The sequence below is a fragment of the Lachnoclostridium sp. An169 genome, assembly GCF_002160525.1.
GTDB classification, from domain to species: Bacteria; Bacillota; Clostridia; order Lachnospirales; family Lachnospiraceae; genus Mediterraneibacter; species Mediterraneibacter cottocaccae.
In genome coordinates this window covers 20,393-46,125 of record NZ_NFKT01000017.1, presented here as the reverse complement: position 1 = coordinate 46,125, position 25,733 = coordinate 20,393, and the positions used below count along the sequence as shown (strand labels likewise).

Annotated in this window: 26 protein-coding genes; 15 read left to right on the top strand and 11 right to left on the bottom strand. The window is 49.8% G+C overall.

Annotation, left to right across the window (positions count from 1 at the left end):
• Positions 1-6: 6 nt before the first annotated feature.
• The 6 genes from pdaA to B5F07_RS12685 form a co-directional block, all read right to left on the bottom strand.
• A complete protein-coding gene (gene pdaA, locus B5F07_RS12710; RefSeq protein ID WP_087161664.1) occupies positions 7-885 on the bottom strand; it encodes a delta-lactam-biosynthetic de-N-acetylase in 879 nt (292 codons plus the stop codon).
• A gap of 58 nt (positions 886-943) precedes the next feature.
• Positions 944-3,064, bottom strand: a complete 2,121-nt coding sequence (locus B5F07_RS12705; RefSeq protein WP_087161663.1) for a hypothetical protein — start codon at positions 3,062-3,064, stop codon at positions 944-946.
• Positions 3,042-3,785 (bottom strand): ATP-binding cassette domain-containing protein, encoded by a 744-nt coding sequence (locus B5F07_RS12700; RefSeq protein ID WP_087161662.1) that lies wholly within the window; start codon positions 3,783-3,785, stop codon positions 3,042-3,044. Before B5F07_RS12700 ends, B5F07_RS12705 begins: the two co-directional genes overlap by 23 nt.
• Before the next feature lie 2 nt (positions 3,786-3,787).
• Positions 3,788-5,200, bottom strand: a complete 1,413-nt coding sequence (locus B5F07_RS12695) for a hypothetical protein (RefSeq protein ID WP_087161661.1) — start codon at positions 5,198-5,200, stop codon at positions 3,788-3,790.
• Positions 5,201-5,282: 82 nt separating this feature from the next.
• Positions 5,283-6,566, bottom strand: coding sequence for a HAMP domain-containing sensor histidine kinase (locus tag B5F07_RS12690; protein WP_087161660.1), 1,284 nt, complete (start codon positions 6,564-6,566; stop codon positions 5,283-5,285).
• Positions 6,554-7,228: a response regulator transcription factor gene (locus B5F07_RS12685; protein ID WP_087161709.1), complete on the bottom strand. Its 675-nt coding sequence runs from the start codon at positions 7,226-7,228 to the stop codon at positions 6,554-6,556. Before B5F07_RS12685 ends, B5F07_RS12690 begins: the two co-directional genes overlap by 13 nt.
• Before the next feature lie 219 nt (positions 7,229-7,447).
• Between B5F07_RS12685 and B5F07_RS12680 the strand changes: the two genes are divergently transcribed.
• The 3 genes from B5F07_RS12680 (at position 7,448) to B5F07_RS12670 (ending at position 9,771) form a co-directional block, all read left to right on the top strand.
• Positions 7,448-7,780, top strand: a complete 333-nt coding sequence (locus B5F07_RS12680; RefSeq protein ID WP_087161659.1) for a DUF3784 domain-containing protein — start codon at positions 7,448-7,450, stop codon at positions 7,778-7,780.
• A 147-nt stretch (positions 7,781-7,927) separates the two neighbouring features.
• Positions 7,928-8,719, top strand: a complete 792-nt coding sequence (locus B5F07_RS12675; RefSeq protein ID WP_087161658.1) for an HAD family hydrolase — start codon at positions 7,928-7,930, stop codon at positions 8,717-8,719.
• A gap of 68 nt (positions 8,720-8,787) precedes the next feature.
• Positions 8,788-9,771: a D-isomer specific 2-hydroxyacid dehydrogenase family protein gene (locus B5F07_RS12670; RefSeq protein ID WP_087161657.1), complete on the top strand. Its 984-nt coding sequence runs from the start codon at positions 8,788-8,790 to the stop codon at positions 9,769-9,771.
• 143 nt (positions 9,772-9,914) lie between these two features.
• Here B5F07_RS12670 and B5F07_RS12665 read toward each other — a convergent pair whose 3' ends face one another.
• The 5 genes from B5F07_RS12665 to aroF all read right to left on the bottom strand — a co-directional run bounded on the left by B5F07_RS12665 (position 9,915) and on the right by aroF (position 13,970).
• A complete protein-coding gene (locus B5F07_RS12665; protein ID WP_087161656.1) occupies positions 9,915-10,226 on the bottom strand; it encodes a thioredoxin family protein in 312 nt (103 codons plus the stop codon).
• Positions 10,227-10,243: 17 nt separating this feature from the next.
• Positions 10,244-11,257, bottom strand: coding sequence for a permease (locus tag B5F07_RS12660; protein WP_087161655.1), 1,014 nt, complete (start codon positions 11,255-11,257; stop codon positions 10,244-10,246).
• Between the two features lie 88 nt (positions 11,258-11,345).
• Positions 11,346-11,654, bottom strand: coding sequence for an ArsR/SmtB family transcription factor (locus B5F07_RS12655; protein ID WP_087161654.1), 309 nt, complete (start codon positions 11,652-11,654; stop codon positions 11,346-11,348).
• 209 nt (positions 11,655-11,863) lie between these two features.
• Positions 11,864-12,925: a 3-dehydroquinate synthase gene (aroB, locus tag B5F07_RS12650; RefSeq protein ID WP_087161653.1), complete on the bottom strand. Its 1,062-nt coding sequence runs from the start codon at positions 12,923-12,925 to the stop codon at positions 11,864-11,866.
• Between the two features lie 31 nt (positions 12,926-12,956).
• Positions 12,957-13,970 (bottom strand): 3-deoxy-7-phosphoheptulonate synthase, encoded by a 1,014-nt coding sequence (gene aroF / locus B5F07_RS12645; RefSeq protein ID WP_087161652.1) that lies wholly within the window; start codon positions 13,968-13,970, stop codon positions 12,957-12,959.
• 287 nt (positions 13,971-14,257) lie between these two features.
• On the opposite strand from aroF, the gene B5F07_RS12640 reads away from it, so the two are divergent.
• The 12 genes from B5F07_RS12640 to B5F07_RS12585 all read left to right on the top strand — a co-directional run bounded on the left by B5F07_RS12640 (position 14,258) and on the right by B5F07_RS12585 (position 25,654).
• A complete protein-coding gene (locus B5F07_RS12640; RefSeq protein ID WP_087161651.1) occupies positions 14,258-14,656 on the top strand; it encodes a CidA/LrgA family protein in 399 nt (132 codons plus the stop codon).
• Positions 14,653-15,354, top strand: a complete 702-nt coding sequence (locus B5F07_RS12635; protein WP_330397812.1) for an LrgB family protein — start codon at positions 14,653-14,655, stop codon at positions 15,352-15,354. Before B5F07_RS12640 ends, B5F07_RS12635 begins: the two co-directional genes overlap by 4 nt.
• A 44-nt stretch (positions 15,355-15,398) precedes the next feature.
• Positions 15,399-17,015, top strand: a complete 1,617-nt coding sequence (locus B5F07_RS12630) for a ClC family H(+)/Cl(-) exchange transporter (protein ID WP_087161650.1) — start codon at positions 15,399-15,401, stop codon at positions 17,013-17,015.
• Between the two features lie 60 nt (positions 17,016-17,075).
• Positions 17,076-17,771: a UMP kinase gene (gene pyrH, locus B5F07_RS12625; RefSeq protein ID WP_087161649.1), complete on the top strand. Its 696-nt coding sequence runs from the start codon at positions 17,076-17,078 to the stop codon at positions 17,769-17,771.
• A 13-nt stretch (positions 17,772-17,784) separates the two neighbouring features.
• On the top strand, positions 17,785-18,336 hold the full coding sequence (frr, locus tag B5F07_RS12620) for a ribosome recycling factor (RefSeq protein ID WP_087161648.1): 552 nt from the start codon (positions 17,785-17,787) through the stop codon (positions 18,334-18,336).
• A gap of 54 nt (positions 18,337-18,390) precedes the next feature.
• Entirely contained in the window at positions 18,391-19,155 is a 765-nt protein-coding gene (locus B5F07_RS12615) for an isoprenyl transferase (protein ID WP_275533121.1), read from the top strand.
• Between the two features lie 5 nt (positions 19,156-19,160).
• Positions 19,161-19,973 carry a phosphatidate cytidylyltransferase gene (locus B5F07_RS12610; RefSeq protein ID WP_087161646.1) on the top strand — a complete coding sequence of 271 codons (813 nt, stop codon included), beginning with the start codon at positions 19,161-19,163 and terminating at the stop codon, positions 19,971-19,973.
• A gap of 35 nt (positions 19,974-20,008) precedes the next feature.
• Entirely contained in the window at positions 20,009-21,151 is a 1,143-nt protein-coding gene (locus tag B5F07_RS12605) for a 1-deoxy-D-xylulose-5-phosphate reductoisomerase (RefSeq protein ID WP_087161645.1), read from the top strand.
• A 3-nt stretch (positions 21,152-21,154) separates the two neighbouring features.
• Entirely contained in the window at positions 21,155-22,186 is a 1,032-nt protein-coding gene (gene rseP / locus B5F07_RS12600) for an RIP metalloprotease RseP (protein WP_087161644.1), read from the top strand.
• A 36-nt stretch (positions 22,187-22,222) separates the two neighbouring features.
• Entirely contained in the window at positions 22,223-23,488 is a 1,266-nt protein-coding gene (locus tag B5F07_RS12595) for a peptidoglycan-binding protein (RefSeq protein WP_087161643.1), read from the top strand.
• A gap of 29 nt (positions 23,489-23,517) precedes the next feature.
• Positions 23,518-24,741, top strand: a complete 1,224-nt coding sequence (locus B5F07_RS12590; RefSeq protein WP_087161642.1) for a transglutaminase domain-containing protein — start codon at positions 23,518-23,520, stop codon at positions 24,739-24,741.
• 73 nt (positions 24,742-24,814) lie between these two features.
• Positions 24,815-25,654 carry an HAD family hydrolase gene (locus B5F07_RS12585; protein ID WP_087161641.1) on the top strand — a complete coding sequence of 280 codons (840 nt, stop codon included), beginning with the start codon at positions 24,815-24,817 and terminating at the stop codon, positions 25,652-25,654.
• Positions 25,655-25,733: the final 79 nt, after the last annotated feature.

Below are 25,733 nucleotides of genomic sequence, written 5' to 3'. Positions count from 1 at the left end.
CATCTTTTATTCACACAGTTCTCCAAGGGGCCGGATCTGATATCCCATTTCTTCCCATTTCGTCAGCAGTTCATCCAGGATTTCCGCGTTGGTGGAAGATGTGCTGTGGAGCAGGACGATGGCGCCGGGATGGATCCTGCCGAGCAGTTTGTCGAAAGCTTCCTCCTTTGAAGGCTGGTCATCCTGGTACCAGTCCACATAGGCAAGACTCCAGAAAAAGGTTGTGTAACCCAGTTCCTGTGCCATTTTCAGGTTTTCTTCACTGTATTTTCCCTGGGGCGGGCGGTAGAATTTCGTCATTTCCTGACCGGTGGCCTCTCTGTAGGCGTTTTCTACATATTCCAGCTCTTTTTTGAAGGATTCCATGGTTGAGATCTGCGACATGTCCGGGTGATGCCAGGTGTGGTTCCCGACAGTGTGTCCTTCTTCCGCCATTCTCCGGATCAGTTCCGGTTCCGAATCTATGTAGGTTCCTACCACAAAAAAGGTGGCGGATACATTGTGCTTCTTCAGTGCATCCAGAATGGGGGCTGTATTTCCGTTTTCATATCCCGCATCAAAAGTAAGATAGATCACTTTCTCATCGGTATCTGCCGCATAATATGCATTGTACTGCGCCAGTTCGGTGGAGGTGGCGTTCCCCACCGGGGGCTGCCCCTCCTCCTGAAAGCTCAGACCCCAGTTTCCTTCAGCGGAGACGGGAAGGGCGTCGTCAGAACCTTCCCCGTCCAGATAAAAGTGTTTCACCGTAAATCCGGCAGTGGCGCCCAGGGCGTACACGGCGATGAAAAAGAGCAGGAGATGGGCGGCCCTGGCAGTCAGAATATGATTTTTCAGAAGGGAGAGGGTTCTGGGCAGCAGGACTTGTTTGAGAAAATGTTTCATGATGTTGTCACCGGAAGAACGTTTGTAAACAGTATATGCGGGAGGAAGAGGGAAAATGTTATTTTCCGGTTATTCCCGTCCACCCGTACAATGGCCAGACTGAAAACCATCTCATAATGCTCAGCCCCATTTGCGCCAGAACCAGCGGAACAGCCAATAATAGCAGCGCTAAAAACAGTGTTTGAAAATAATTTTTTCTCCATTTGGATATGAACAGCACCACAGCACAGATCAGCCCCGTCGATATAAGCTGGCTGAAGACTGTCAGTGTTAAAAACAGTAAAATCGGCAGATTGACAGGAAAGTTCTGGTATTGCGGAATGCTCTGTATTCCTGCCCGGATCTCACCCATGGGATAGACAGATGAAATCGCCAGACCGCGGAAGAACCAGGGAAGCAGCGTAATCCCTGCGCAAGTAACGCTGCACACCATCCATTTATGCCTGACGACCTGTTTTTGTCCCAGCTTCGTCGCAGAAAGAAGGCCCCAGAGTCCTTTGCTGTCTTCCATTGCCATAACATTTGCAAAAGCGAAACAGAAGCATAACGAAAGCAGAAGAAGATTTGTCAGCAGATCGTCGTCCATCCGACCCAGGAGATAGAGGTATCCTGTATCGTAGATAAATACACCGCCATCTGACAGAATCCGTTCATACTGCGTCTGAACCCGCTGAAACCATGGATAGAAAGCTAATTCGCTGTACCATGGTTCTTTCATGCTGTCACCGGTACTTTCACTGATATTTCCGTCCGCTGCCATTTGATCAATTCGCTCAATCTGGGCAAATGCCTCATCATAGCGGGACTGTTCTGCCTTTATGCGGGCTTCCTTTTCCCCGGTAAGCTCACCCTCTAAAGAGAGCATCATACTCTGATAGTACTGCTCGCCGGCTGAAGGGGTGTAGTTCTTCCCAAGCGCGTCCCATCCCAGAAGGACGGCAAAGGCCAGCAGAATCAGAAGCCCGCGGCTGGCAATGAGAATTTTATATCCTTCATGTCGAAACAAGCTGTTATGCGGATGAAACGGCAAACGGAAATGTCCCGATGTCTGTTTGATACTCAGCCGGTTTCCATATCGGAACAGCAGCAGAACGGCTGCAAAGCCTGCGGAAAGCAAAAGGACCAGTAATACCAGAACACAGCTTGTGCGGCTGAATGGGAATCCCATGATATTCAGGTTGAGATAAGTCCCGAATAAGGCATCCGTCCGAAGCATGCTGAAGTAGGAAAGATGTTTCAGCAGATTCAGATGCGAATAGGACGGAATGAAAGTATATAAAATCCAGTTCAGGCCTAAAAAGGCAATTCCCACAAGCGTTGGCGTAAAACTGTGGGCGCTGTAAACTGCACAGGCAGTCAGCAGTAATCCCAGGAGAAATACCACGCCGATCTTTGTGATCAGACATAGGACCAGAAATGCCGCTAAAGAAATCGGGAAACTGCTTTCCATATAGGGAGCCAGGGATTGAAGGGATGCAGATAAATTTCCTATCCCGGCCATTCTGCCGGCATAAATCAAATTGGAACCATAAAGCAGCAGGCAAACTGCTGCGTCATGGATCAGTACGGCAATCATTTTCGCCGCCATATCCGCCCATATTCCCCGTCTGGTGGAACGGGTAACAGTAAATAACCCCTTCTCCTTTTCGTCTGTTATGAGCTGGCCGACGAATAGAAAGACAGAAAGAAGCAGCAACAGGTCGGTTGCCTGACTGTCCACTGCCATTGTAATCCCTTTCGATGGAAACCAGCAGATATTTTCTGAGGACAGCCCTGCATGGTCTGCGGCACTTTTTGCAATATTACGGCTTCCGAAATTTTCTTCCGATGCAGATGATTGAAAAATGGATATTTCCCCAAGTTGACTGCTGTTTTTTTGTACAGAAGCCAGATAGTCGTCATAGCCGGACACAGCAGAAATTTCTTCATACAGTTCGTCAGGCAGAGCGGACTCCTGACATTCTTTTCGATCACGGATAAAGTCAAGCTTTTCTTGTTCTGTCATGCCGGAGATATCCCGGCAGACAGCTTTGTAGGCGGAAAGCGTCGGCTCGTCCTCTGCGGGCCGGTTTAAATACCAGAGGAGGAAGACATTCAGAAAGAGCAGCAACACCATGAGGCTTAGAAAACTCCCTTTCCGCCAGATCTTTTGCAGTTCAAACCGTATGAGTGCCGTCATTTTCTTCCTCCTCTCCAAATACCTGCAGACAGACCTGTTCCAGGTTCTTCACATCTCCGTGCTTTTTACAGAGACCTGATACGGTATCGTGGCCCACAATCTTTCCCTCCCGGAGAAGGATAATCTCTTTCGCAATCGATTCAATATCGGAAACCACATGGGTTGATACCAGGATGATTTTGTCCCCGGAAATGCTGCGGATATTTTCCCGGATTCTCACCCGCTCTTTTGGATCTAATCCGGCAGTAGGCTCATCCAGAACGACCAGATGCGGATCGCCTAAAATAGCCTGGGCAACCAGGATGCGCTGTTTCATTCCGCCCGACCAGGTGCCAATGGGCCGGCAGGCTTTTTCTGTCAGATTCACATAGTCAAGAACCCTCCGGATTTCACCTCTCTGTTCTTTCTTCGGGATGCCTTTCAAGGCAGCCATGTAAGAGAGAAAACGAATTCCGGTAAAAGTATCATAAAGTCCCTGCTGCTGGGGAGCATATCCCAGCAGACTTCGATAGGCTGCGCCCATTTCACGGGCATTTTCCCCATTCCAAAGTACCGTACCGGAAGTGGGTTTCAAATTGCCAATGATGATATTCATCAATGTTGACTTTCCTGCTCCGTTTGGTCCGAGCAGACCGTAAATGCCGTTCTCCAATGTCAGAGATACATGATCCAGTGCCTGTCTGGCGCCATAATACTTTGTAATGTTCTGCAATTCCAGCATCTCTAAATTCCCTCCCCAACCATTTGGATCGGTGTGTAGTCCGGCACACTGTTCAGAAGATCATCCATAGAAATCAAGCCGTATTGATACCGGGTAATATCATAGGAGTCGTCTCCCAAAGGGGTATATTCATAGTCGTATACCACCAATGCACGGTCTCCTGTCATAGCCATCAGATCCAGCCGCCATCCCAGGGCCTGGTTGGTCAGACTACAGTGTGTGATTTCTCCGTTGTCCACATTTACCAGGTAATATCCGTAATCTGCTGTCAGATCATGGCTGGTACAGCACAGATAATTTCCCAGCGTGCCATACAGATAATTGTTTTCCAGACTGCACAAAGTGCTTTTTTCTCCTGTGGCAAGATCAATTTTCACAATGTCCTGGCTTGACTCATTAGAGGCATACAGACATCCACTCAAGACAGCTTCAGAGGAGGAATTTCCTCCGGCCGACTGAGAATACACCTGCGTTTTTTCCCCGGTAGAAAGTTCCAGAGAAGCATAGACAATCTGGCTGTTTTTCAGGAGATCCAGATAGCTGTTTTCATCCAGAGCGGCAGCTTCTTCCTCCGTCATACCATCGGGGTACTGATATGCTTTCAATATAACTTTATCATCTGATGAACCGATGATTTCCCAGTTCAGACCATCGCCAAAATCCAGAGAGCAGACGGATCTGGCCTCGCCACTGTCCGGATCCAGACAGATAAGCTGCCGGTCAGATGTTGTGGTATAGGTACCAGAACCAGAATCACTTGCGCCCAGTTTCTTTGTAACAAAATATAAGCCGCTGTCACTCCCCAGAGCTGCATCCTCCACTGTGGCATCGGCGTCAAAACTGTAAATACGCTCCCGTCCGGAACCGTCCAGATTCATACGATATAACTCAGCCGGATCTGCTTCAATACTGGCAGATCCGGAATCTCCAAGAATATTGAGGATGGTAGAGCCACTGGTATCCGGAGAACGGTCAAGGAAATACAGGTATCCATCCCAGATAAAAATCCGGCCATCCGAAGACGCTCCGGCCAGGACGGAAGTACAGTCTTCTGTGTCGTGCCGACAGCTGCTGTCGCTGCAAAGGTATACCTCCTGACAGGTGGCATAATCCATATACATCAGATGAGGGGCATAACTGCCATCCGCAAGGGGCGAATCTTCTTCCGTCAGGTAATAAAAACCGTCCTTTGTACTGCAATAACGATTGAACAGCCCCGTCCGGTGAATGAGCGACGTCAGACCGCCTTCCGGAGCAGTTCCATCCGATGCCTGCGTATTTTGATTATCCTGATCTCCTGTACTGCTGTACTCGTTTCCTTGGCTGATGTTCTGATCAGAGTTACCGCTACCGCAGGCAGAAAGGTTACAGATGACCAGGCCGGCCAGCAATAATGCAATCCATTTTTTGTGCATAAAAAAGACCTCCTTGTATGATTGCCGTAAACACAGCTTTTTGAATACAAGGAGATCTTAATGGGAAAAGGTCAGATTTTGGTCAAGATAAGAGGACAAATTTTATGACAGCGCCGCCCCGGTCGGAGTTTGACAAGGTCAGCTGCCCGCCGTGTTTCCGGCAGAGAACCCGGCAGATGGACAGTCCCATGCCAAGATGATTTTTGTCATCGCTTCCCATATAGGCATAACTGTCCCTGCTGTCTAAAACCTTTTGGGGAAATCCCGGTCCGTCATCGGATACTGTGACTGTTAAAAGCCCCTGGCAATAAGAAAATTGAACCTTTATTTTTCGGTTGGCAAATCGAACGGCATTGCTGATGAGGTTTTCTAAAATGCGGTACAGGATCTTGGCGTCCAGATTTAATTCTTTCTCATCAACCGTATTTCCCCAATCCAATTCTAAATGCTTTTCTTCTGTCAATAAACTTAAATCTTCGCACATATCGGACGAAAGCAAAGCGAAATCCACTGGCTGAACCTGCACTTCCAGTTCCTCCAGACGGCTGATGGCTCGGAGAGAATCTGTATATCGTTCCAGCCGCTGCGAAGTATGAAGAATATTCGCAGCCACAGAAGACATTTTTTCTCTGCTGAGCTTATCGCCGGAGAGACTGAGCTGAAGATACTGGGCGTATCCCTGAATAATGGCGATGGGATTTCTCAGATCATGAGCTACAGAGTCCTGGAGACGCCTGCGTTCTTCCAGCATATCCCACAGCTTTTGATTGTTTTCTTTCAGGATCTGCCTCATTTGCTCAAAAGAAGCGCACAGCGCGCCCATCTCATCTGCGCAGGGATAAGAAATCTGAAAATCCAGGTTTTGATCCGCAATCTGTTTTGTGGCCGAGGACAACAGCAGGATAGGTGTTTTCAGCTTTCTCCGGTAAAATAAAAGGCCGCAGAGAAGGATTCCTTCCAGGGAAAAAAGTACCGGTAAGGCAATCATGCCGATCCGGCTGGCCTGATAAACAAGCTGCCGTCTGGGGGAAAGGGCGGTAAAACTGTTTTCTATTTTTGTTACAGAGTATTTTACATTCTGCCCGTCAGACGAAATACTGCTTTCCTCATCTTTCATGGAAATCATAGAAGGAATTTCCTTCAACACATCATTCAGGGGCATCGGGACCGTAGTTGTTGTCTCGTTTCCTTCGGAATCGCTTCGCTGGATTGTGAGATAGACCAGATCGGAGTCCGGCAATAAAGTTTTCTGCAGCGTTACACAGCCCCAGATTGTCAGAACGGACAGGACTGCTGCAATTACCAGTGTAGTCAGTACATACAGGATAAAGGAACTGCGAAGTCCGCGGAATTTTATTGTTTCCATCGATAGCCAACCCCCCAGACAGTTTCAATATAGTCCTTTCCGGTCACACTTTGCAGTTTCTGACGGATTTTACGGATATGTTCTTTCACTACGCCGCTGTCCCCGGAAGCATCCAGACCCCACACGGCTTCATAGATCCGTTCCCGGTCAAAGACCTGCCCGGCATGGGTCAGAAGAAGCTCCAGAATATCAAATTCCCTCTTTGAAAATTCGATTTCTGTCCCCTTAAAATGCACTGTGCGGCGGGAAAGATTTACCAGAAGTTCCCGGGAGGCCAGCAATCGTGAAGAATCATGTGTACGTGCTTCTCTCCGCAGGTGAGCAGAAATTCTGGCTGCAACTTCCGGAAGACTGAACGGTTTGGTAATATAATCATCGCCGCCGATGAGCAAACCGTTAATTTTATCCTGTTCTGCATCCCGTGCAGTAAGGAAGAGGATGGGGCAGGTGACTTCATCCCGTATGGTTCTGCAAAGTTCCAGACCATTCATACCCGGCATATTGATATCCAGCAGGATCAGGTCCGGAGATTCTTTCAGTTTTTCCATGGCCTGTACACTATCGGCAGCTGTAAGAGGCAGATATCCCATTTCACCCAGATAGTCGGCCAGAAGCCCGGTCAGCATCGGTTCGTCATCTACGATTAAAATTTTGTATTGCATGAGCAGGACCATCCTTTCGCTGTTTATTTTTTATTATCTCCTGTAAAAGTCAAAATTCAGTCAAGGTGCTTTAAGAGAGAGCATGTTTCTGTGAGAGGACTGAAGACCTGTTTTAGTATACCATACCGGGAGGCCTGTGCTATAATCAAAAATAAGCCGGCAGGCTATCATTATGCGTGCCATAAAGTTATCCAATCAGACAGGTAGGAGGGTACAAAAATGAGCATATCTGACGCAATGAATGCACCAATGTGGATAATCTGGCTGCTTTTTCTTCTGTTCGCAGCACTGTCCGCGATGCTGTTGTCCGGACACGGCAGCTGGTTCATCTCCGGATATAACGTGGCAACAAAACAGGAACGAGAAAAATACAACAGAAAAAAACTCTTCCGAGCCTATGGAATCGGAATGTCGGTAATCGCCCTGGTACTCCTTATCATAGGACTCTTCTGTGATGTCCTCCCGGAAGAATCCATCTGCATATTTACAGCTATTATCCTGATCGACTGCATTATTCTGGGAATCGCCACCGAAACGGTCTGCAGAAACTAACCCCTCGCGTTTCACTCCCAAGCGAAAGCGTGGCCGCCGTGGCAATTCGTACATAACTGCCGGACAATTGCCGTGGAAAACATAGACATTTCCGGAAAAGAGTGCTAAAGTAAGAAAGGATTTTTTTCAGGAGAGGAAACCAGACCAATGGAACGATCAGTTTTATTTTTTGATATTGACGGAACCCTCTTAAGCGAGGTGACTCACGAGGTGCCCGAAAGTGCAGTGCGGGCGCTGAAGAAAGCGCAGAAGAACGGACATCTGCTGTTTATCAATACCGGGAGAACCGTGTGCAGTATTCCTTCGGAGATCAGAAGGATCGGGTTCGACGGATATATGTGCGGGTGCGGAACCTGCATGGTGTACGGGGATGAGATTGTATTTTCCAGTTCCATACCCGAAGACCGTGGAAACGAGATTATCCGGGAGGCCGCTGCGTGCGGGATCGGCTGTGTGGCGGAAGGCATGGAAGATGTCTATTTTCCGGAGCGTATGACCCGGTTCGACAGTCTGGAGATGTCCCGGAGGTATTTCCGGAGACGGGGCATGGGAATGGACCAGCCTCTTGAGCGTGGCGGATTTGCCGCGGACAAGTTTTTCGTCTACAGTGATTCCGAAAGCGATGTGAAGCGTTTCCTGGATTTTGTGGCAGCGGATATGGATATTATCGACCGGGGAGACGGTACGTTCGAGATTGTCCAGAAAGGATATTCCAAAGGAACTGCCTGCGGATACGTGCTGGACAGGTTCGGGATTCCTCTGGAGAGAGCCTATGTGTTCGGAGACAGCAGCAATGACCTGCCCATGTTTGAGTTCGCCATCCATGCGGTGGCGATGGGAAAACATTCTCCGGCTCTGGATCCTTATACGGAGTTTGTGACCAGAACAGTGGAGAAGGACGGAATCGAGCATGCGCTTGTGCATTACGGCCTGATCTGAAGAAAAAAGAATCGAAAAGGGCAGCCGGACAATGATAAGACATCAGGATTTTATGAGGTGAGAACAAGATGAAGATTTTTGTATACAATTACAGAGAATTTGACGAGGCGGAGTATTTTCAGAAGTTTGCAAAAGAATACGGAGTGGAACTGGGAATCTGCACGGATGCGCCCACACTGGAAAATGCGCATCTGGCGGAAGGATACGAGTATGTCAGTATTATCACTTCCAGGATTGATGCAGATCTGATGAAGCGGTTTCACGAACTGGGAGTAAAGATGATCTCCACCCGTACTATCGGGTACGACCATGTGGATCTGGATGCGGCGAGAAAGTACGGAATCCATGTGAGCAATGTGTCCTACTCCCCGGAATGTGTGGCGGATTACACGGTGATGCTCATGCTCATGTCCATCCGTAAGATGAAGAGAATCATGCAGCGGGCAGAGATCAATGACTTCTCTCTCCCGGGAATCCAGGGACGGGAGATGCCGAACTTCACGGTGGGAGTGCTTGGGACCGGGAAGATCGGCAGGTCGGTGATCCGTGATCTCTCCGGGTTCGGATGCCGGATCTATGCTTATGACAAATACGAGAATGAGTCTGTGAAAGAACATGCGCAGTATGCGGATCTGGATACCATTTTCCGGGAGTGTGATATGATCACGCTTCACATGCCTCTGGGAGAGGAGAATTTTCATCTGCTCGATGAGAATGCCTTTGCAAAGATGAAGGATGGAGTGGTGATTATCAATACCGCCCGGGGCGGGCTGATTGACACGAAGGCGCTGATCAGTGCCCTGGAATCCGGAAAAGTAGGGGCTGCGGGACTGGATGTGATTGAGGATGAGTTCGGAATGTATTATTATGATCTGAAATCCGATATGCTGAGCAAGAGAGATCTCTATATACTGAGAGGATTCCCGAATGTGGTTGTGACGCCTCATATGGCGTTTTACACGGATCAGGCAGTGAGCGATATGGTGAAACATTCCATCGAGAGCTGCATGTTCCGGGCGGAGGGAAAAGAAGATCCCTGGGAAGTACTGTAGGAAATGCTGACAGAATAAAAATGCTGACAGAGCAGAAATCATGACAGGATAAAATGTGAGGGAGCCGCCATACCAAAAGCCGATAGTGTCCTGATTGATTTGTGATTTCGTTTCTGTTCTGGCAGACTTTTTCTTACCCATCGTTAAAACCCCAGCTTGTGCAGCAGAGCAACTACATCAGCGGCTTTCAGAACCTTGCCCATAGCGACAACCTTTTCATTGACAACAAGGGCAGGCATACTCATAACCCCGTATTTCATTATTTTCTGCATATCGGTAATGTATTTGACCTCCAGGTCAAGTCCCATACCCTTTATCGCCTGCTTTGTGTATTCAAATTGTTCGTGACAGGATTTGCAACCTGTCCCTAACACTTTGATACAGCAGATTTCGCCCTCTTTCAAATCAGGACAGCAATCTTCTTCCTTTTTCTTTCCAAAGTTAAATAATGCCATAATGACAACCTCCTAAATTAAACAATTAAATATTGTATTGCGTTGAAAAGATAGCCTACAATAATAATACCAGCCGCACAGATTCCAATGAAAATGCCGAGCAGCTTCGGCTTGACTGCCTTGCGAAGCATAATTATTGAAGGGAGCGAGAGCGTTGTAACGCCCATCATAAAGGAAAGGACAACGCCGAGCAGCGCCCCCTTTGCCAGCAGAGCCTCCGCAATCGGGATCGTACCGAAAATATCCGCATACATCGGAATACCGACTATCGTAGCAATAATTACACCGAAGGGATTATTTTCGCCAAGTGCTTTGACAATAAATTTTTCAGGAATCCAGTTGTGAATGATAGCACCAATGCCCACGCCGATCAAAACATATGGCGCAACCTTTTTGGCAGTTTCAACGACCTGTTCCCACGCAAATTTCATACGGTCTTTGAAATGCAGTTCTTCTTGTGGAATGTCAATCGAGTGGCCGTTTCGGATATATTCTTCCACTTGATTATCGAGGTGCAATTTTTCGATTAGAATTCCGCCTGTTACAGCGATAACTAAACCGAATATTACATATAAAACAGCAACTTTCCAGCCGAAAATACTCATCAGTAAGACAAGACTTCCGAGGTCAACCATTGGCGAAGAAATCAAAAAGGAGAATGTAACGCCAAGCGGCAAGCCTGCGGTTGTAAACCCGATAAACAACGGGATAGAGGAACACGAGCAAAACGGTGTTACCGTACCGAGCAGGGCTGCGATGATATTAGCCCATATTCCGTGAAATCTGCCTAGTATTCTTTTTGTCCTTTCGGGCGGGAAATAACTTTGAATATACGAGATAATCAAAATCAAAACACCGAGCAGGACCATAATTTTTACAGTATCATAGATGAAAAACTGAATACTTCCTCCTGTTTTGCCTGTGGTATCTAACCCGCAAGCGTTCAAAAATGTTTCAATGAGATGATTCAGCCAGTTCATACCGAGGATTTCATTTTGAAAAAAGTCCCAAATTGTTTTTAATGTCTCCATAAAAAGCCTCTTTCATATAGTTGTATTGAAATATATCGATTTGTTGTCCCGAATATAAGCCGTGCGGAAAAGTAATCAGTAAACTTCCTCACTTTTCACAGCACGACTTGTTTTCGCTTTCGACATCAGGTGTTGTCAACTGCCGCAAACATTCTTTTGCCTGCTCCACACCTTTTTCTGAAATAGAATAGTGTGTCCATTTCCCCTCTTTGCGCCCGACAACTATTTCAGAGTCACAAAGAATTTTCATATGGTGGGAAAGCGTAGGCTGCGAGACATTAATTTCTTCCAACAGCTTGCAGGCGCATTTTTCACCTGAACGCAGCAGTTTTATAATTCTAATGCGGTTTTCATCACAAAACGCTTTGAAAATTGCCGCAATTCTTTTTTCATCCATCTTTCTCAACCACCGCCCATAGATAAATGTCTATGTGTTATTATATGTAACATATAGAAAAATGTCAATATATTTTTGGCTTAAGTGAAACAGCGGCAGGAAAATCAACTCCTGCCGCTGTTCTTACGAACCAATAGGCTGTTATAATATATTCGCATATAAATCACAGTTCTCAGATTGCCTCACTTTGTTATATCTTGCTGATTTTTTCAGATAACCCCTGCGTCTTTGAAGAAAGAAACATCTGTGGGATATACATAGCTGTCACCGATTTCGCGGAGCAGCACAACGTTCAGTTTCCCGTTCAGGTTTTTCTTGTCCAGGGTGATGGCTTCGATCAGCGATTCTACGGGAAGACCGCAGGATACGGGAAGACCGTAGATCTCAAGGGCATGCCGGATCTGCTCCGCGCAGCCCGGCGCTGTAAGGCCCATTCCCTCGGAAATCTTTGTGATGTGGTACATGCCGATGCCTACCGCTTCCCCGTGGCTTTCCCGCTCATAGTGATAATACTGCTCGAGTGTGTGGGCCAGGGTATGACCGAAGTTCAGAAGCATCCGTTCCCCTGTGTCGAACTGATCCGCCTCCACAACGACACGCTTGATATCCACGCACCGGGCGATGATGGAGACGAGATCGCTCTTCAGGTCCTCAAAAGAGGTATGGGCGCAGAGCGTCCGGAACAGTTCCGCATCTTTGATGCACCCGTATTTGATGACTTCGCCCATTCCATCGCTGATGAAATGAGCGGGCAGTGTATCAAGCACGTCCGGGTCAATGAGCACCATCTTCGGATGGAAGAATGCTCCCACAAGATTTTTTCCCTGGGGAAGATCAACCGCCACTTTCCCGCCCACAGAGGAATCCACCTGTGCCAGCAGGGAGGTGGGGATCTGAAGAAGCTTTACGCCGCGCAGGAAGCTCGCCGCAGCAAAGCCTGCCAGGTCGCCGATGACCCCGCCGCCCAGGGCAACCACCAGGTCGCTTCTTGTCATTTTTGCCTGAAGCAGCGCGGCATAGATACCGGGCAGGGAATCAAAGCTTTTTGTAGGCTCCCCGTGGGGGAGTACCAGGCTGTGGCACTCATAGCCAGACTCCGCCAGGGAATCGGTGAGTGTCTGCCCGTAAAGAGGAAATACGTTGTCATCAGAGATGATCATGATCCGCTTCCCGTGGAAAAACTGTGATACATACTCCCCGGCTCTGGGAAGAATGCCCCGGTCAATATAGATCGGATAACTGTTATCTCCTAAATTTACTGTCAGTTTCATAATGAGATACTCCTTGTATGCAAAAAACTTTTTACAGGATTTTTCCTACAACTTCTGCAATCTGTTTTACCTGTTTGAGCAGGGAGTCGTATTTCTCGGGTTTCAGCGACTGGGCGCCGTCGCACAGCGCACACTCCGGATTATTGTGTACCTCGATCATAAGGCCGTCCGCCCCTGCTGCGATGGCAGCTTTTGCCATAGGCTCCACAAGCCACCATTTTCCACCTGCGTGGCTAGGGTCAACGACCACCGGAAGGTGGGTTTTCTTGCGGAGAACCGGGATGCTCTGGAGATCCAGGGTGTTTCTTGTATAGGTCTCGAATGTACGGATACCGCGCTCGCAGAGAATGACGTTTTCGTTGCCGGACGCCATAATGTATTCTGCGGACATGATCCACTCTTCATAGGTTGCGTTGAGTCCGCGTTTGAGGAGAATCGGGCGGTCAACCTGTCCGAGCTGTTTCAGAAGATCGAAGTTCTGCATGTTGCGGGCGCCGATCTGGATCAGGTCTACTTTCTCATTGAAGATATCCAGATACTGGGGGGACATTAGCTCTGTCACGATGGGAAGACCGGTCTCTTCTTTTACTGCGCAGAGAATGTCCAGACCTTCCAGACCCAGACCCTGGAAGGAGTAGGGGCTGGTTCTCGGCTTGAACGCGCCGCCCCGGAGCAGATTCGCTCCGGATGCCTTGACTGCCTTTGCAACTTCCAGAACCTGTTCGAAAGATTCCACGGAACAGGGACCTGCGATCAGCCCTACATGACCGCCGCCGATTTTGACTCCGGATACGTCGATGACGGAGTCTTCCGGGTGGAATGCACGGTTGGCAAGTTTGTAAGGCTCCTGGACGTGCATGACCTTATCAACGCTGCTGTCCACCTCGAACAGTCTCGGGTCGATCAGCGTGGTGTCTCCAATACATCCGATGATGGTCATCTCCGTACCGCGTACAACATGTGTGTCGAGACCGCGGTTTTTAACCAGGTTCTCCACACGTGTAATGTTTTCTTCACTTGTGTGTGGCTTTAATACAATAATCATAGCTGTAATCCTCCGGTATTTACATTTGTTATTCAAAATTGAAAGCTGATAAAAATTATCACTTATAACTTCGCACTGTAAAATTTTAGTTGTTTAAAGTACGAAAACATATGTATCATAAAATATTGTAAGGGGAATGTCAAGCTGAACTGTTACGCATTTTGGAAGAAATCGACAGAATGTCGTTGACATGCCATATGCCGGGTGGTATCTTTATACATCGGTGGATAAAAGAGACAGCAAAGTTACAGCCAAAGATAAAGTAAGGAAGAGAGTGTGATGGGATTATGAAGATTATCAGACAGGTAGGAATTATATTTGCAGTATGCTGGATCAGCGAGGTGGTGGAGAGATTCCTGCCCTTTTCATTCCCGGCAAGCGTGATCGGAATGCTTCTTCTCTTTTTCTGTCTGGTGACAGGAATACTGAAAGTGGAGCACGTTCAGGAAAAGGCGGATTTCCTCCTGGAAAACATGGCGTTTTTCTTTGTGCCGGCAGGTGTGAGCATCATCAATTATTTTGACATTCTGAAAAACAATGTGCTTCAGATCCTTGCGGTCTGTGTCATCTCCACGGTTGTCACATTTGCGGTGACTGCATATGTGGTGAAAGCGGTGGTGAGACTGACGGCCGGTAGAATGACTGCCGGAAGAAATGCGGCAGAAGAAAGGAGGAGAAAGTCATGAGCGGGATAAGCAGTGTAATAAATGAACTGACGTCCTCTCCCTATTTCGGAGCAGGCATCAGTGCGGCAGCGTTCTGGGTGGGAGTGAAGCTGAACCGTAAGCTCAGAACCCCGCTGTGCAATCCGCTTGTCATCGCTGTTGTCCTGGTGGCAGGGGTGCTTCTGATCTTTCATATTCCCTATGATTCTTATGATGTGGGAGGAACGGTAATCGACATGTTCCTCGCCCCTGCGACAGCCTGTCTTGCTGTGGCAGTCTATGCAAAGAAACAGATATTGAAGGAATACTGGCTGCCGGTTCTGGCGGGGTGCGCGGCCGGTTCGGCTGCATCTATGGGAAGCGTGTATCTGATGTGCCGCCTTTTCGGGCTGAATGAGAACCTGACGGCATCCCTTCTCCCGAAATCCGTTACCACACCCATCGCTGTCAGCATTGCCGGGACTTCCGGCGGTACGCCTTCAATTACCGTGGCAGCAGTGATCTTTACCGGTATTCTGGGAAGCATATTTGCACCGCTTCTGATCCGTGTCTTCCGTGTGAGTGATCCGGTGGCGGCAGGTCTGGCAATCGGTGCGTCAAGCCATGCGGTGGGTACGTCAAAAGCGGTAGAGATCGGCGAGGTGGAGGGCGCCATGAGCGGTCTGGCGATCGGAATCTGCGGACTGATCACTGTGCTCCTGTCGGGAATCCTCTGCTGAGCAGAGTACGGAAGTGTTGGCTGAAAAGAAATGGAGAGAGAATTATGAAGAAAGATACTTCACATACCCTGGACAGAGTCCGGCGCCTTCCTGTTCTGCTGATCGGGGAAGGGCTTCTGGTGGGCGCGGCTGCCGGTCTTGTGGTCCTGCTGTACCGTGTGGCGCTCACGTTCGCAGGGCAGTGGCTGAAGTCAGTGCTCGCATTTATCAGCGGACATCCTCTGCGGATTGCGGGCTGGTTCCTGGTGCTGTTCGTGCTTGCTCTGATCGTCGGAAGGCTTGTGAAGTGGGAGCCGATGATCTCGGGAAGCGGAATCCCCCAGATCGAAGGGGAGATCATGGGAAAGCTCTCAGAGAACTGGAAGAAAGTCCTCCCGGCGAAATTCCTGGGAGGTTTTCTGTGTATTCTGGGAGGACTTTCCCTGGGAAGGGAGGGTCCGTCTATCCAGCTGGGCGCCATGACGGGACAGGGAATTTCCCGCCTCCTCGACCGGGGAAAGACGGAAGAGAACCATCTGATGACATGCGGGGCAAGCGCAGGGCTTGCGGCGGCTTTCCATGCGCCCCTTGCGGGCATGATGTTTTCTCTGGAGGAGATTCACAAGGGATTTTCCACAAGCATTCTGATCTCGGTTATGACTGCTTCGGTGACAGCAGATTATATCTGTTCCCACATCATCGGACTTGATCCGGTGTTTCAGTTCCGCCTGGAACATGTGCTGCCCCAGAATTATTACTGGCTCCTCGTGATTCTCGGGATTATCCTGGGCGTAATGGGAGCTCTCTATAATAAAGGAATGCTGGCAGCACAGGATCTCTATAAAAAACCGAAATTCCTAACCGGGACCGGACGTCTGGTCATCGCGTTCATGACAGCAGGGGGGCTGGGACTGGTCATGCCCTCTGTCCTCGGCAGCGGAAATGATCTGATCGTCTCACTGACCGGAGGGGAGATGCTGCTTGGAGGGCTGATCGTCACGTTTGTTGTAAAATTTCTTTTCTCCGCAGTCAGTTTCGGTTCCGGGGCACCGGGAGGCATTTTCTTCCCGCTTCTGATCCTCGGTGCGCTGATCGGAGGCATCTTCTCCATGACGGGGACAGCTCTCTTCGGTCTGGACCCGGTGTATATGAACAATTTTGTCCTTCTCTCCATGGCGGGATTCTTCACGGCGATTGTGCGCGCTCCGATTACCGGGATTATCCTTCTTTTTGAGATGTCCGGTTCCGTCAGCCAGATGCTCTCCCTGGCGATCGTCTCCGTGGCGGCCTACATCACGGCCCATCTCCTGAAATCGGAGCCCATCTATGAGAGCCTTCTTGGAAGAATCCTAAGCGGAAAAAAGGAGGATGGAAGAGACGGCGGCGCGGCGGACGGTTCCGGGGACGAAGAAGGCGCCAGACGGGAAAATGTTACCGGACGGGAAAAGGTGCTCAGCGAGTTTGTCATCATGAGCGGATCAGTTCTGGAGGGGAAGAAGGTCAGCGATATTACCTGGCCGAAGAACTGCCTTCTGGTGGCAGTGGAGCGTGACGGAAAGGAGCTGATCCCCCGGGGCAGAACGGGGCTCATGGCGGGGGATAAGCTGACGGTCATCACAGATGTGAGAGATGCCGGATATGTACATGACAAATTAGAAAACTTATGTTATACTTCATTTTAGGACAGCGCCGGCGGAAGAGGCGGCGCTGCGCAAAGCAGAGAGACAAAGGAGCCATACAGTATGAAAAGAGTATTATTGAAGCTCAGCGGCGAGGCGCTTGCGGGTGAGAAAAAGACAGGATTTGACGAGGCTACCTGCATCGGCGTCGCAGAACAGGTAAAGCAGCTTGTCGATGACGGGATTCAGGTCGCTATTGTGACAGGCGGCGGCAACTTCTGGAGAGGAAGGACAAGCGAAACCATTGATCGGACGAAGGCGGATCAGATCGGGATGCTTGCGACAGTCATGAACTGTATTTATGTCTCCGAGATCTTCCGTCATGTGGGGATGAAGACGGAAGTGTTTACCCCGTTTGTGTGCGGAGCATTTACCAGCCTGTTTTCCAAGGATGCGGCTGTGGCTGCCCTGGAGGAAGGTAAGGTAATCTTCTTTGCAGGAGGAACGGGACATCCGTATTTCTCCACCGATACAGGAGCGGTGCTCCGTGCCATTGAGATCGAGGCGGACGCCATGCTGCTTGCCAAGGCAATCGACGGTATCTATGACAGCGATCCGAAGGTAAATCCTGCGGCGGTAAAATACGATCAGGTTTCTATCCAGGAAGTCATAGATAAGAAGCTTGCGGCAGTCGATCTGACAGCGTCCATACTCTGTCTGGAGAATAAAATGCCCATGCTTGTGTTCGGGCTGAATGAAGAGAACAGTATCGTGGAGACCATGAAGGGTAATTTCACAGGGACAAAAGTAACAGTATAGGAGGATTTGAAATATGGATGAAAAATTACAGGCATATGACAGCAAGATGACAAAGACGATCAACAACCTCGACGGAGAACTCCTTACGATCCGTGCGGGACGGGCGAATCCACATGTGCTGGACAAGCTGGTAGTAGATTACTACGGAGCGCCGACACCGATTCAGCAGGTGGCGAACGTGTCTGTTCCGGAGGCGCGTATGATTCAGATCCAGCCCTGGGAGAAGAGTATGCTCAAGGCGATTGAAAAGGCGATTCTGACATCGGATATCGGCATCAATCCGACCAATGACGGTACATCCATCCGTCTGATTTTCCCGGAACTTACGGAGGAGCGCAGAAAGGAACTGGCCAAGGACGTAAAGAAGAAAGGCGAGGCTGCCAAAGTTGCACTCAGGAATATCCGCCGGGACGGTAACGTGGCGTTTAAGAAACTGAAAGGAACAGAGATCTCCGAGGACGGCATCAAGGATCTTGAGGACGGCCTTCAGAAGCTGACGGACAAGTACGTGGAGAAGGTAGACCGGATGATTGAGGCAAAATCAAAGGAGATCATGACAGTATAAACTGCTTTGTGAGAGAAGAAAAAGGGGGCTTTTATTACCAGAGCCCTCTTTTGCATGAGCAGATTTAGTCTTTTGTATGACCAGATTTATAATTCGGTAAGGAGAACGAAGATGAAAGTACCACAGCATATTGCGATCATATTAGACGGGAACGGCCGCTGGGCAAAGGCGAAAGGAATGCCCCGCAATTACGGCCATGCCCAGGGAAGCAAAAATGTGGAGAGAATCTGTGAGGAAGCCTGGCGCATGGGGATCAAGTACCTGACTGTGTATGCCTTTTCCACGGAGAACTGGAGCCGCCCGAAAGACGAGGTGGACGCTCTGATGAAGCTGCTCCGCAATTATATGAAGACCTGCCTGAAGACGGCGGCGAAAAACGATATGAAAGTCCGGGTGATCGGTGATATCGAGCCGCTGGATGAGGATATCCGCACGAGAATCCGGGAGCTGGAGGAGGCGACGGTGAACAACGGCGGGCTGAATTTTACCATCGCCCTCAATTACGGAAGCCGGGACGAGCTGACCCGGGCGGCGAAAAAGATGGCACAGGACTGCGCAGACGGAAAGCTGAATCCGGCAGAGATCACAGAAGATGTATTTGCCTCCTATCTTGATACTGCGGGAATCCCGGATCCGGACCTGATGATCCGCACAAGCGGCGAACAGCGGCTGTCCAACTATCTGCTCTGGCAGCTTGCCTATTCGGAATTTTACTTTACGGATGTTCCGTGGCCGGATTTTACGAAAAAGGAGCTTGAGAAAGCTGTGGAGGAATATAATCACAGACACAGACGTTTCGGAGCGGTTGAGGAGGCTTAGAGATCATGTTTAAAACACGGTTGCTTAGTGGAATACTGTTAATGATCATCGCCCTGGTAACGCTGATCGCGGGAGGAAACCTTCTGTTTGCCGTGCTGCTTGCCATCAGCCTGATCGGAATGACAGAGCTCTATAAAGTGTTCGGCATCGAGAAAAAACCTCCGGGAATACTGGGGTATATTTTTGCGGTGGGTTATTATCTGATCCTGTATTTTGAGCCGCTTCTCCCCGGAGAGAAGCTGAACTGGTTCATGATGCTTTTTATGGCATATCTGATCTGTCAGATGGCGGTATTGGTGTTTGCTTATCCGAAATATAACACGCAGCAGATCATGGCGGCATTTTTCGGGATGTTTTATGTGGCGGTCATGATTTCCTATATTTATCAGACGCGGATTCTGCCGGGGGGCGTATTTACCGTGTGGCTGGTATTTGTCTGCTCCTGGGGCTGCGATACCTGCGCCTACTGTGTGGGGATGCTCATCGGAAAGCATAAGATGGCGCCGGTGTTAAGCCCGAAGAAGTCGGTGGAGGGCGGTATCGGCGGCATTGTTGGAGCTGCATTGATCGGCCTGCTCTATGCGCTTGCAATTAACCACTGGGGCTCGGCAGGGGCTAATATTGCGGAGTTTGCGCTGATTGGCGCTGTGGGAGGCGCAATCTCACAGGTCGGTGATCTGGCGGCGTCTGCCATCAAACGCTACCATAACATTAAGGATTACGGGAAACTGATTCCCGGACACGGCGGGATCCTGGACCGGTTCGACAGTGTCATTTTCACTGCGCCGATCATATACTATCTGGCGATCCTGCTCTGAAAAAGGCAAAGAATAATCAAAGAGGAAACAGACATATGAAGAAGATTGCAGTACTGGGTTCCACCGGTTCCATCGGAACCCAGACTTTGGAAATCGTAAGGAACAACGGAGATATCAGAGTGACTGCGCTGGCAGCGGGGAATAACATCGATCTTCTGGAGCAGCAGATCCGGGAATTCTCCCCGAAGCTTGCGGCAGTATGGAGTGAAGAGAGGGCGCGGGAGCTGAGGGAGCGCATCCGCGACCTGGACGTAAAGGTGCTCTGCGGCATGGACGGACTGCTTGCCGTCTCTTCCGAGCCGGAAGCAGAGATCCTGGTGACAGCCATTGTGGGAATGATCGGGATCCTTCCTACTATCGAGGCGATTAAGGCGGGAAAAGACATTGCCCTGGCCAACAAGGAGACGCTGGTTACGGCAGGACATATTATCATGCCGCTGGCGGCGGAAAAAGGCGTGTCCATCCTTCCGGTGGACAGCGAACACAGCGCTATCTTCCAGTGTCTCCAGGGCGGACAGCGAAAAGCACTTCACAAGATTCTTCTGACCGCTTCCGGAGGGCCTTTCCGGGGAAAGAAGAAAAGCGAGCTGGAGAATATTCAGGTGGAGGACGCCTTAAAGCATCCCAATTGGGCAATGGGAAAGAAGATCACAATCGACTCCTCTACAATGGTAAACAAAGGCCTGGAAGTGATCGAGGCAAAATGGCTCTTCGGCGTTACGCCGGACCAGATTCAGGTGGTGGTGCAGCCGAAGAGTATCATTCATTCCATGGTGGAATATGAGGACGGCGCCGTGATCGCACAGCTGGGAACTCCGGATATGAAGCTTCCGATCCAGTATGCGCTCTACTATCCGGAGCGGAGATATCTGCCGGGAGAGAGACTGGATTTTTCCACGCTGACGGAGATCACATTTGAGAAACCGGACCTTGAGACATTTACCGGACTGAAGCTTGCCTTCGAGGCTGCAAGGAGAGGGGGATCGCTCCCCACTGTACTCAATGCGGCAAACGAGCGGGCTGTAGCGATGTTCCTGGACCGGAAGATCCGGTTCCTTGAGATACCGGAGATCATCGGCACCTGTATGGAACAGCACCGGGTGATTGAAAATCCGACAGTGGAAGAGATACTAAAGACGGAACAGGAAACATATGAATTTATTAAAAACAGGTGGTGATTTATGGGCATTATCATAGCGATCCTGCTCTTCAGTTTTATTATCATATTCCATGAGCTGGGTCATTTTACACTGGCAAAACTAAACGGAATCCGTGTCGATGAATTTTCACTGGGACTGGGACCTACGCTGATCGGAAAAGAGATCGGCGGGACCAAATTTTCCCTGAAGCTTCTTCCCTTCGGCGGAGCGTGCATGATGGGGGAGGACGATGCGGACGACATGTCGGAAGGAAGCTTCAACAGCAAGTCCGTGTGGGCGCGGATTTCCGTCATCGTGGCGGGACCGCTGTTCAACCTGATTCTGGCATGGATCTTCTGTATTGTTATTATCCTGTGTGTGGGATACCGCTCGCCGGAGGTCACGGAAGTCAGTCCCGGATACTCTGCGGAAGAACAGGGAATGCAGGCGGGAGACGTGATCAAAGAGATCAACGGCAGAAATGTGTATATCTGGGATGATTTAAGTCTCTATACTCTGGCGCATCCGGATGAGAAGACTTATGAGATCGTCTACGAGCGGGACGGAAAAGAGTACACGGCTGACCTGGAGCTTCGCCAGCTGGACGGGGATGCCTCCCCGCGTCTTGGCGTGACAAGCGGCGGCAAGGAGAAGACAGGATTCCTGGGCGCGATGCAGTACAGTGTCTACACGGTGCGGTACTGGATCACATACACCATAGAGAGCGTGCGCATGCTGGTCACCGGGCAGGTAGGTGTGCAGGATCTTTCCGGACCGGTGGGGATCGTCAGCATGGTGGGGGAGGTCTATGAAGCCTCCGCGCCGGCAGGAATCGGTGCGATTTTCCTGAATGTCCTGAATTTCGGTGTTCTGCTGACCGCCAACCTGGGGGTTCTGAACCTCCTGCCGATTCCGGCTCTTGACGGCGGGCGTCTGGTGTTCCTGATCATAGAGGCCATCCGCAGAAAGCGGATTCCTCCGGAGAAGGAAGGAATGGTTCACTTTGCAGGATTTGCCGCTCTGATGGTTCTCATGATCTTTGTAATGTTCAATGATATTGTGAAGCTTTTCTGAATATATATTAGAGAAACGTAAAAATGCGGAGGCATTATGAAGCATTTGAGTGCAATGCAGAACGAGACTACAGAGACGGGAAGACTTCAGATAAATGTAACATCGTCGGCGAATTCCTATCCGGTGGCGGACGCCCAGATCGCCATCTCTTATACCGGGGTGCCGGAGAATACGCTGGAGATGCTGACGACGGATTCTTCCGGACAGACCGAGACCATCGAACTGGGCGCTCCGCCGGAGGAGTGGAGCCTGAATCCGGACAATGAACGCCAGCCGTATTCGGAGTACACTCTGGATATCAGCGCTCCCGGGTTCGAGCCGGTGAGTATCTCGGGGGCGGAGATTCTTGCAAACACAAAAGCTATACAGAACGTGAGGATGAGACCGAGCGATACGGGCAGGGAAGAGGAAGAAGTATTCGTCATCCCTGCCCATACTTTATACGGCCAGTATCCGCCGAAGATCGCAGAGGATGAAATCAAGCCGACCAACGAGACGGGAGAGATTGTTTTAAGCCGGGTGGTGGTCCCGGAGTACATCGTGGTTCACGACGGTTCCCCAAGGGACAGCACAGCGACAGACTACTATGTGAAATACAAAGATTACATCAAAAATGTGGCGTCCAGTGAAATCTATGCCACCTGGCCGGCGAATACCATCCGGGCGAATGTCCTGGCGATTATGTCCTTTACGCTGAACAGGGTTTATACGGAGTGGTACAGGAACCGTGGATACGACTTTACGATCACCTCTTCCACTGCATTCGATCAGAAGTGGATCCCGGAGAGGAATATATACGAATCTATCTCCGTTATCGTGGATGAGCTGTTTGGAAATTATCTGTCCAGACCCAATGTGCGTCAGCCCATCCTGACTCAGTACTGCGACGGAAAACGGGTGAGCTGTCCCAACTGGATGACCCAGTGGGGGGCCAAGGAACTGGGAGATCAGGGGTTGAGCGCCATTGAGATCCTGCGGTATTTCTACGGGGATGACATGTATATCAATACGGCACAGGAGATATCCGGCATCCCGTCCTCCTGGCCGGGCTACACGCTGCAGCAGGGCGCAAGCGGCGCCAAAGTCCGGCAGATGCAGGAGGAGCTGAACGTGATTGCAGGAGCATATCCGGCGCTTCCGAAGATCAGTGCGGACGGCATTTACGGACCGGCTACGGAGAATGCGGTGCGCAAGTTCCAGTCGGTGTTCGGACTGCCGGTGACGGGGGACGTGGATTATGCCACCTGGTATAAGATTTCCGAGATCTATGTGGGTGTGTCAAGAATCGCAGAGCTCACATAGAAGGGGAGTATCATTCAGAGAGGAGCAGCATGGCGGGACGGAGAAGAAGAAAAAAGAAAAGAAGATTAATCAGGGTAGCAGGCATTGTCTGCATGCTGGGGATCATCGCAGCGGCCGGAATGGCGCTGCGCGGCCTGCCGGAAATTCTGATGACTGCAGAGGAGACCGTAAATATGGTCTCCCGGCAGCAGGTGGAGTTTCCGGAACTTACGGTGACAGTGGAGGAAGTGGCAGGGGATTTCTACTACCAGCAGCTTTCCGAAAAGGAACAGACTGTTTACAGGGAGCTGCTCCAGGGAGCGGGCAATATGGAAGAATGTATCCGTCTGCACGCGGGACAGGAAGATGATACGGCAAAGGTGTACGAATATCTTCTGTATGACCGGCCGGAGCTGTTCTGGTGTGACGGGAGTTCACGGATGACAGTTTATGGAGAGTATACGGAATTCTATCCCGGTTATACCTGCACAGCGGCGGAGAAAGAAGAGAGGCAGGCGCAGATTGACAAGGCGTCAGAGACTTGTCTGGACGGGATCGGAGAAGAGGCTTCCGCATATGACAGGATCCGTTATATCTATGAATATCTGGTCGGGACTGTAGACTATAATGCAGGCGCGCCGGATAACCAGAATATTTACAGTGCTCTGGTGGGAAGAGAGTCTGTCTGCGCGGGATATTCGCGGGCAGCCCAGTATCTCCTGGGAAAACTCGGGATACCCTGTATCTATGTGACCGGCAGGGTGGAAGGACAGGGAGCCCATGCCTGGAATATCGTAAAATGCGGGGAAAACTATTATCAGATGGATGTTACTTTTGGAGATCCGGTGTTCCTGGAGATGGAAGAAGGGGTAAATCAGCCGGAGGGAAGCATTAACTATGATTATCTCTGCTGCACGGACGGGGAACTTTTTACCACGCATATCCAGGATGATTTTGTACCTTATCCTGCCTGTACGGCGGATGATCTGAATTATTACAGAATAAACGGAATGTACTATGAGGGGTATGATGCCCAGGAGATACTGAATGCCATGAACGACAGTATCTATGCGGGAGAAGCTTCCTTTACATGCAAATTTTCTGACAGCGCAGCTTACGGCAGTGCCAGGGAAGGGATAATCGATGACCTTCTTCCGAAAGCGGCAGGAAATCTTGCGTCTTATTACGGTCTCAGCCGGGTAAGGTACACGTATGTGGAAGATGCGCAGCACTGCAGACTGACGGTTTTCTGGGACTACAGTGAACAGCAGTAAAATATATTTTTATTGTTATTCGGACGAAAAAGAGATATGATAATAATAAAAATAAATGAAAGGAAGTGATCAGATGGGAAGTCCTTTTGAAGGCTACAAAAAGAAGAATGAGTATCTGGTCTGCATTGATTCCGACGGATGCGCCATTGATTCCATGGACATTAAACATATCAGATGCTTCGGTCCCTGCATGATTACCGAGTGGGGACTCGAAAAATATCAGGAGGAAATCCTGAAGAGATGGAATGAGATTAATCTTTATTCCATGACAAGGGGGATTAACCGTTTCAAGGGTCTGGCAGCCATGCTGAAGGAGGTAAACGAGAAGATTACCCCAATAGAAGATGTTGATTCTCTTGTGCAGTGGGCTGAGGAGGCGGACGAGCTCTCCAACAGTGCTGTGGAGAAAGCGGCAAAGGAGAAAAACAGTGTCTGCCTGGAGAAGGCGCTGCGCTGGTCCGAGGCAGTAAACCGCGCGATTAAGGCGCTTCCGGAGGAAGATGTAAAGCCGTTTGACGGTGTGAAGGAGAAGATTACCGCACTGCATGAATACTGTGACATTGCGATTGTCTCATCTGCCAACTATGAGGCGGTGAAAGAAGAATGGACCCGCTTCGGCCTGATTGACCATGTGGATATTGTACTTGCCCAGAACGCGGGATCGAAGAAGAGCTGTATTGAGAAGCTGTTAACCTTCGGCTACGATAAAGACAAAGTCATGATGACAGGAGATGCTCCGGGAGACCTGGATGCAGCGGAGAAGAACGGTGTATTCTATTATCCGATTCTTGTGCGCCATGAGGCAGAGAGCTGGGAGAGAATCGAAGAGGCGGCAAAACACCTGACTGAGGGTACATATGCCGGTGAGTATCAGCAGGAGCTGATCGACCGGTTTAAAGCGAACCTGTCCTGAAAAACTAACTGTTGAAATATAAGAACAGTTGTAGTATAATTCATTAGAATATGAGAACGAGGGCGCTCTGGATCAAAAG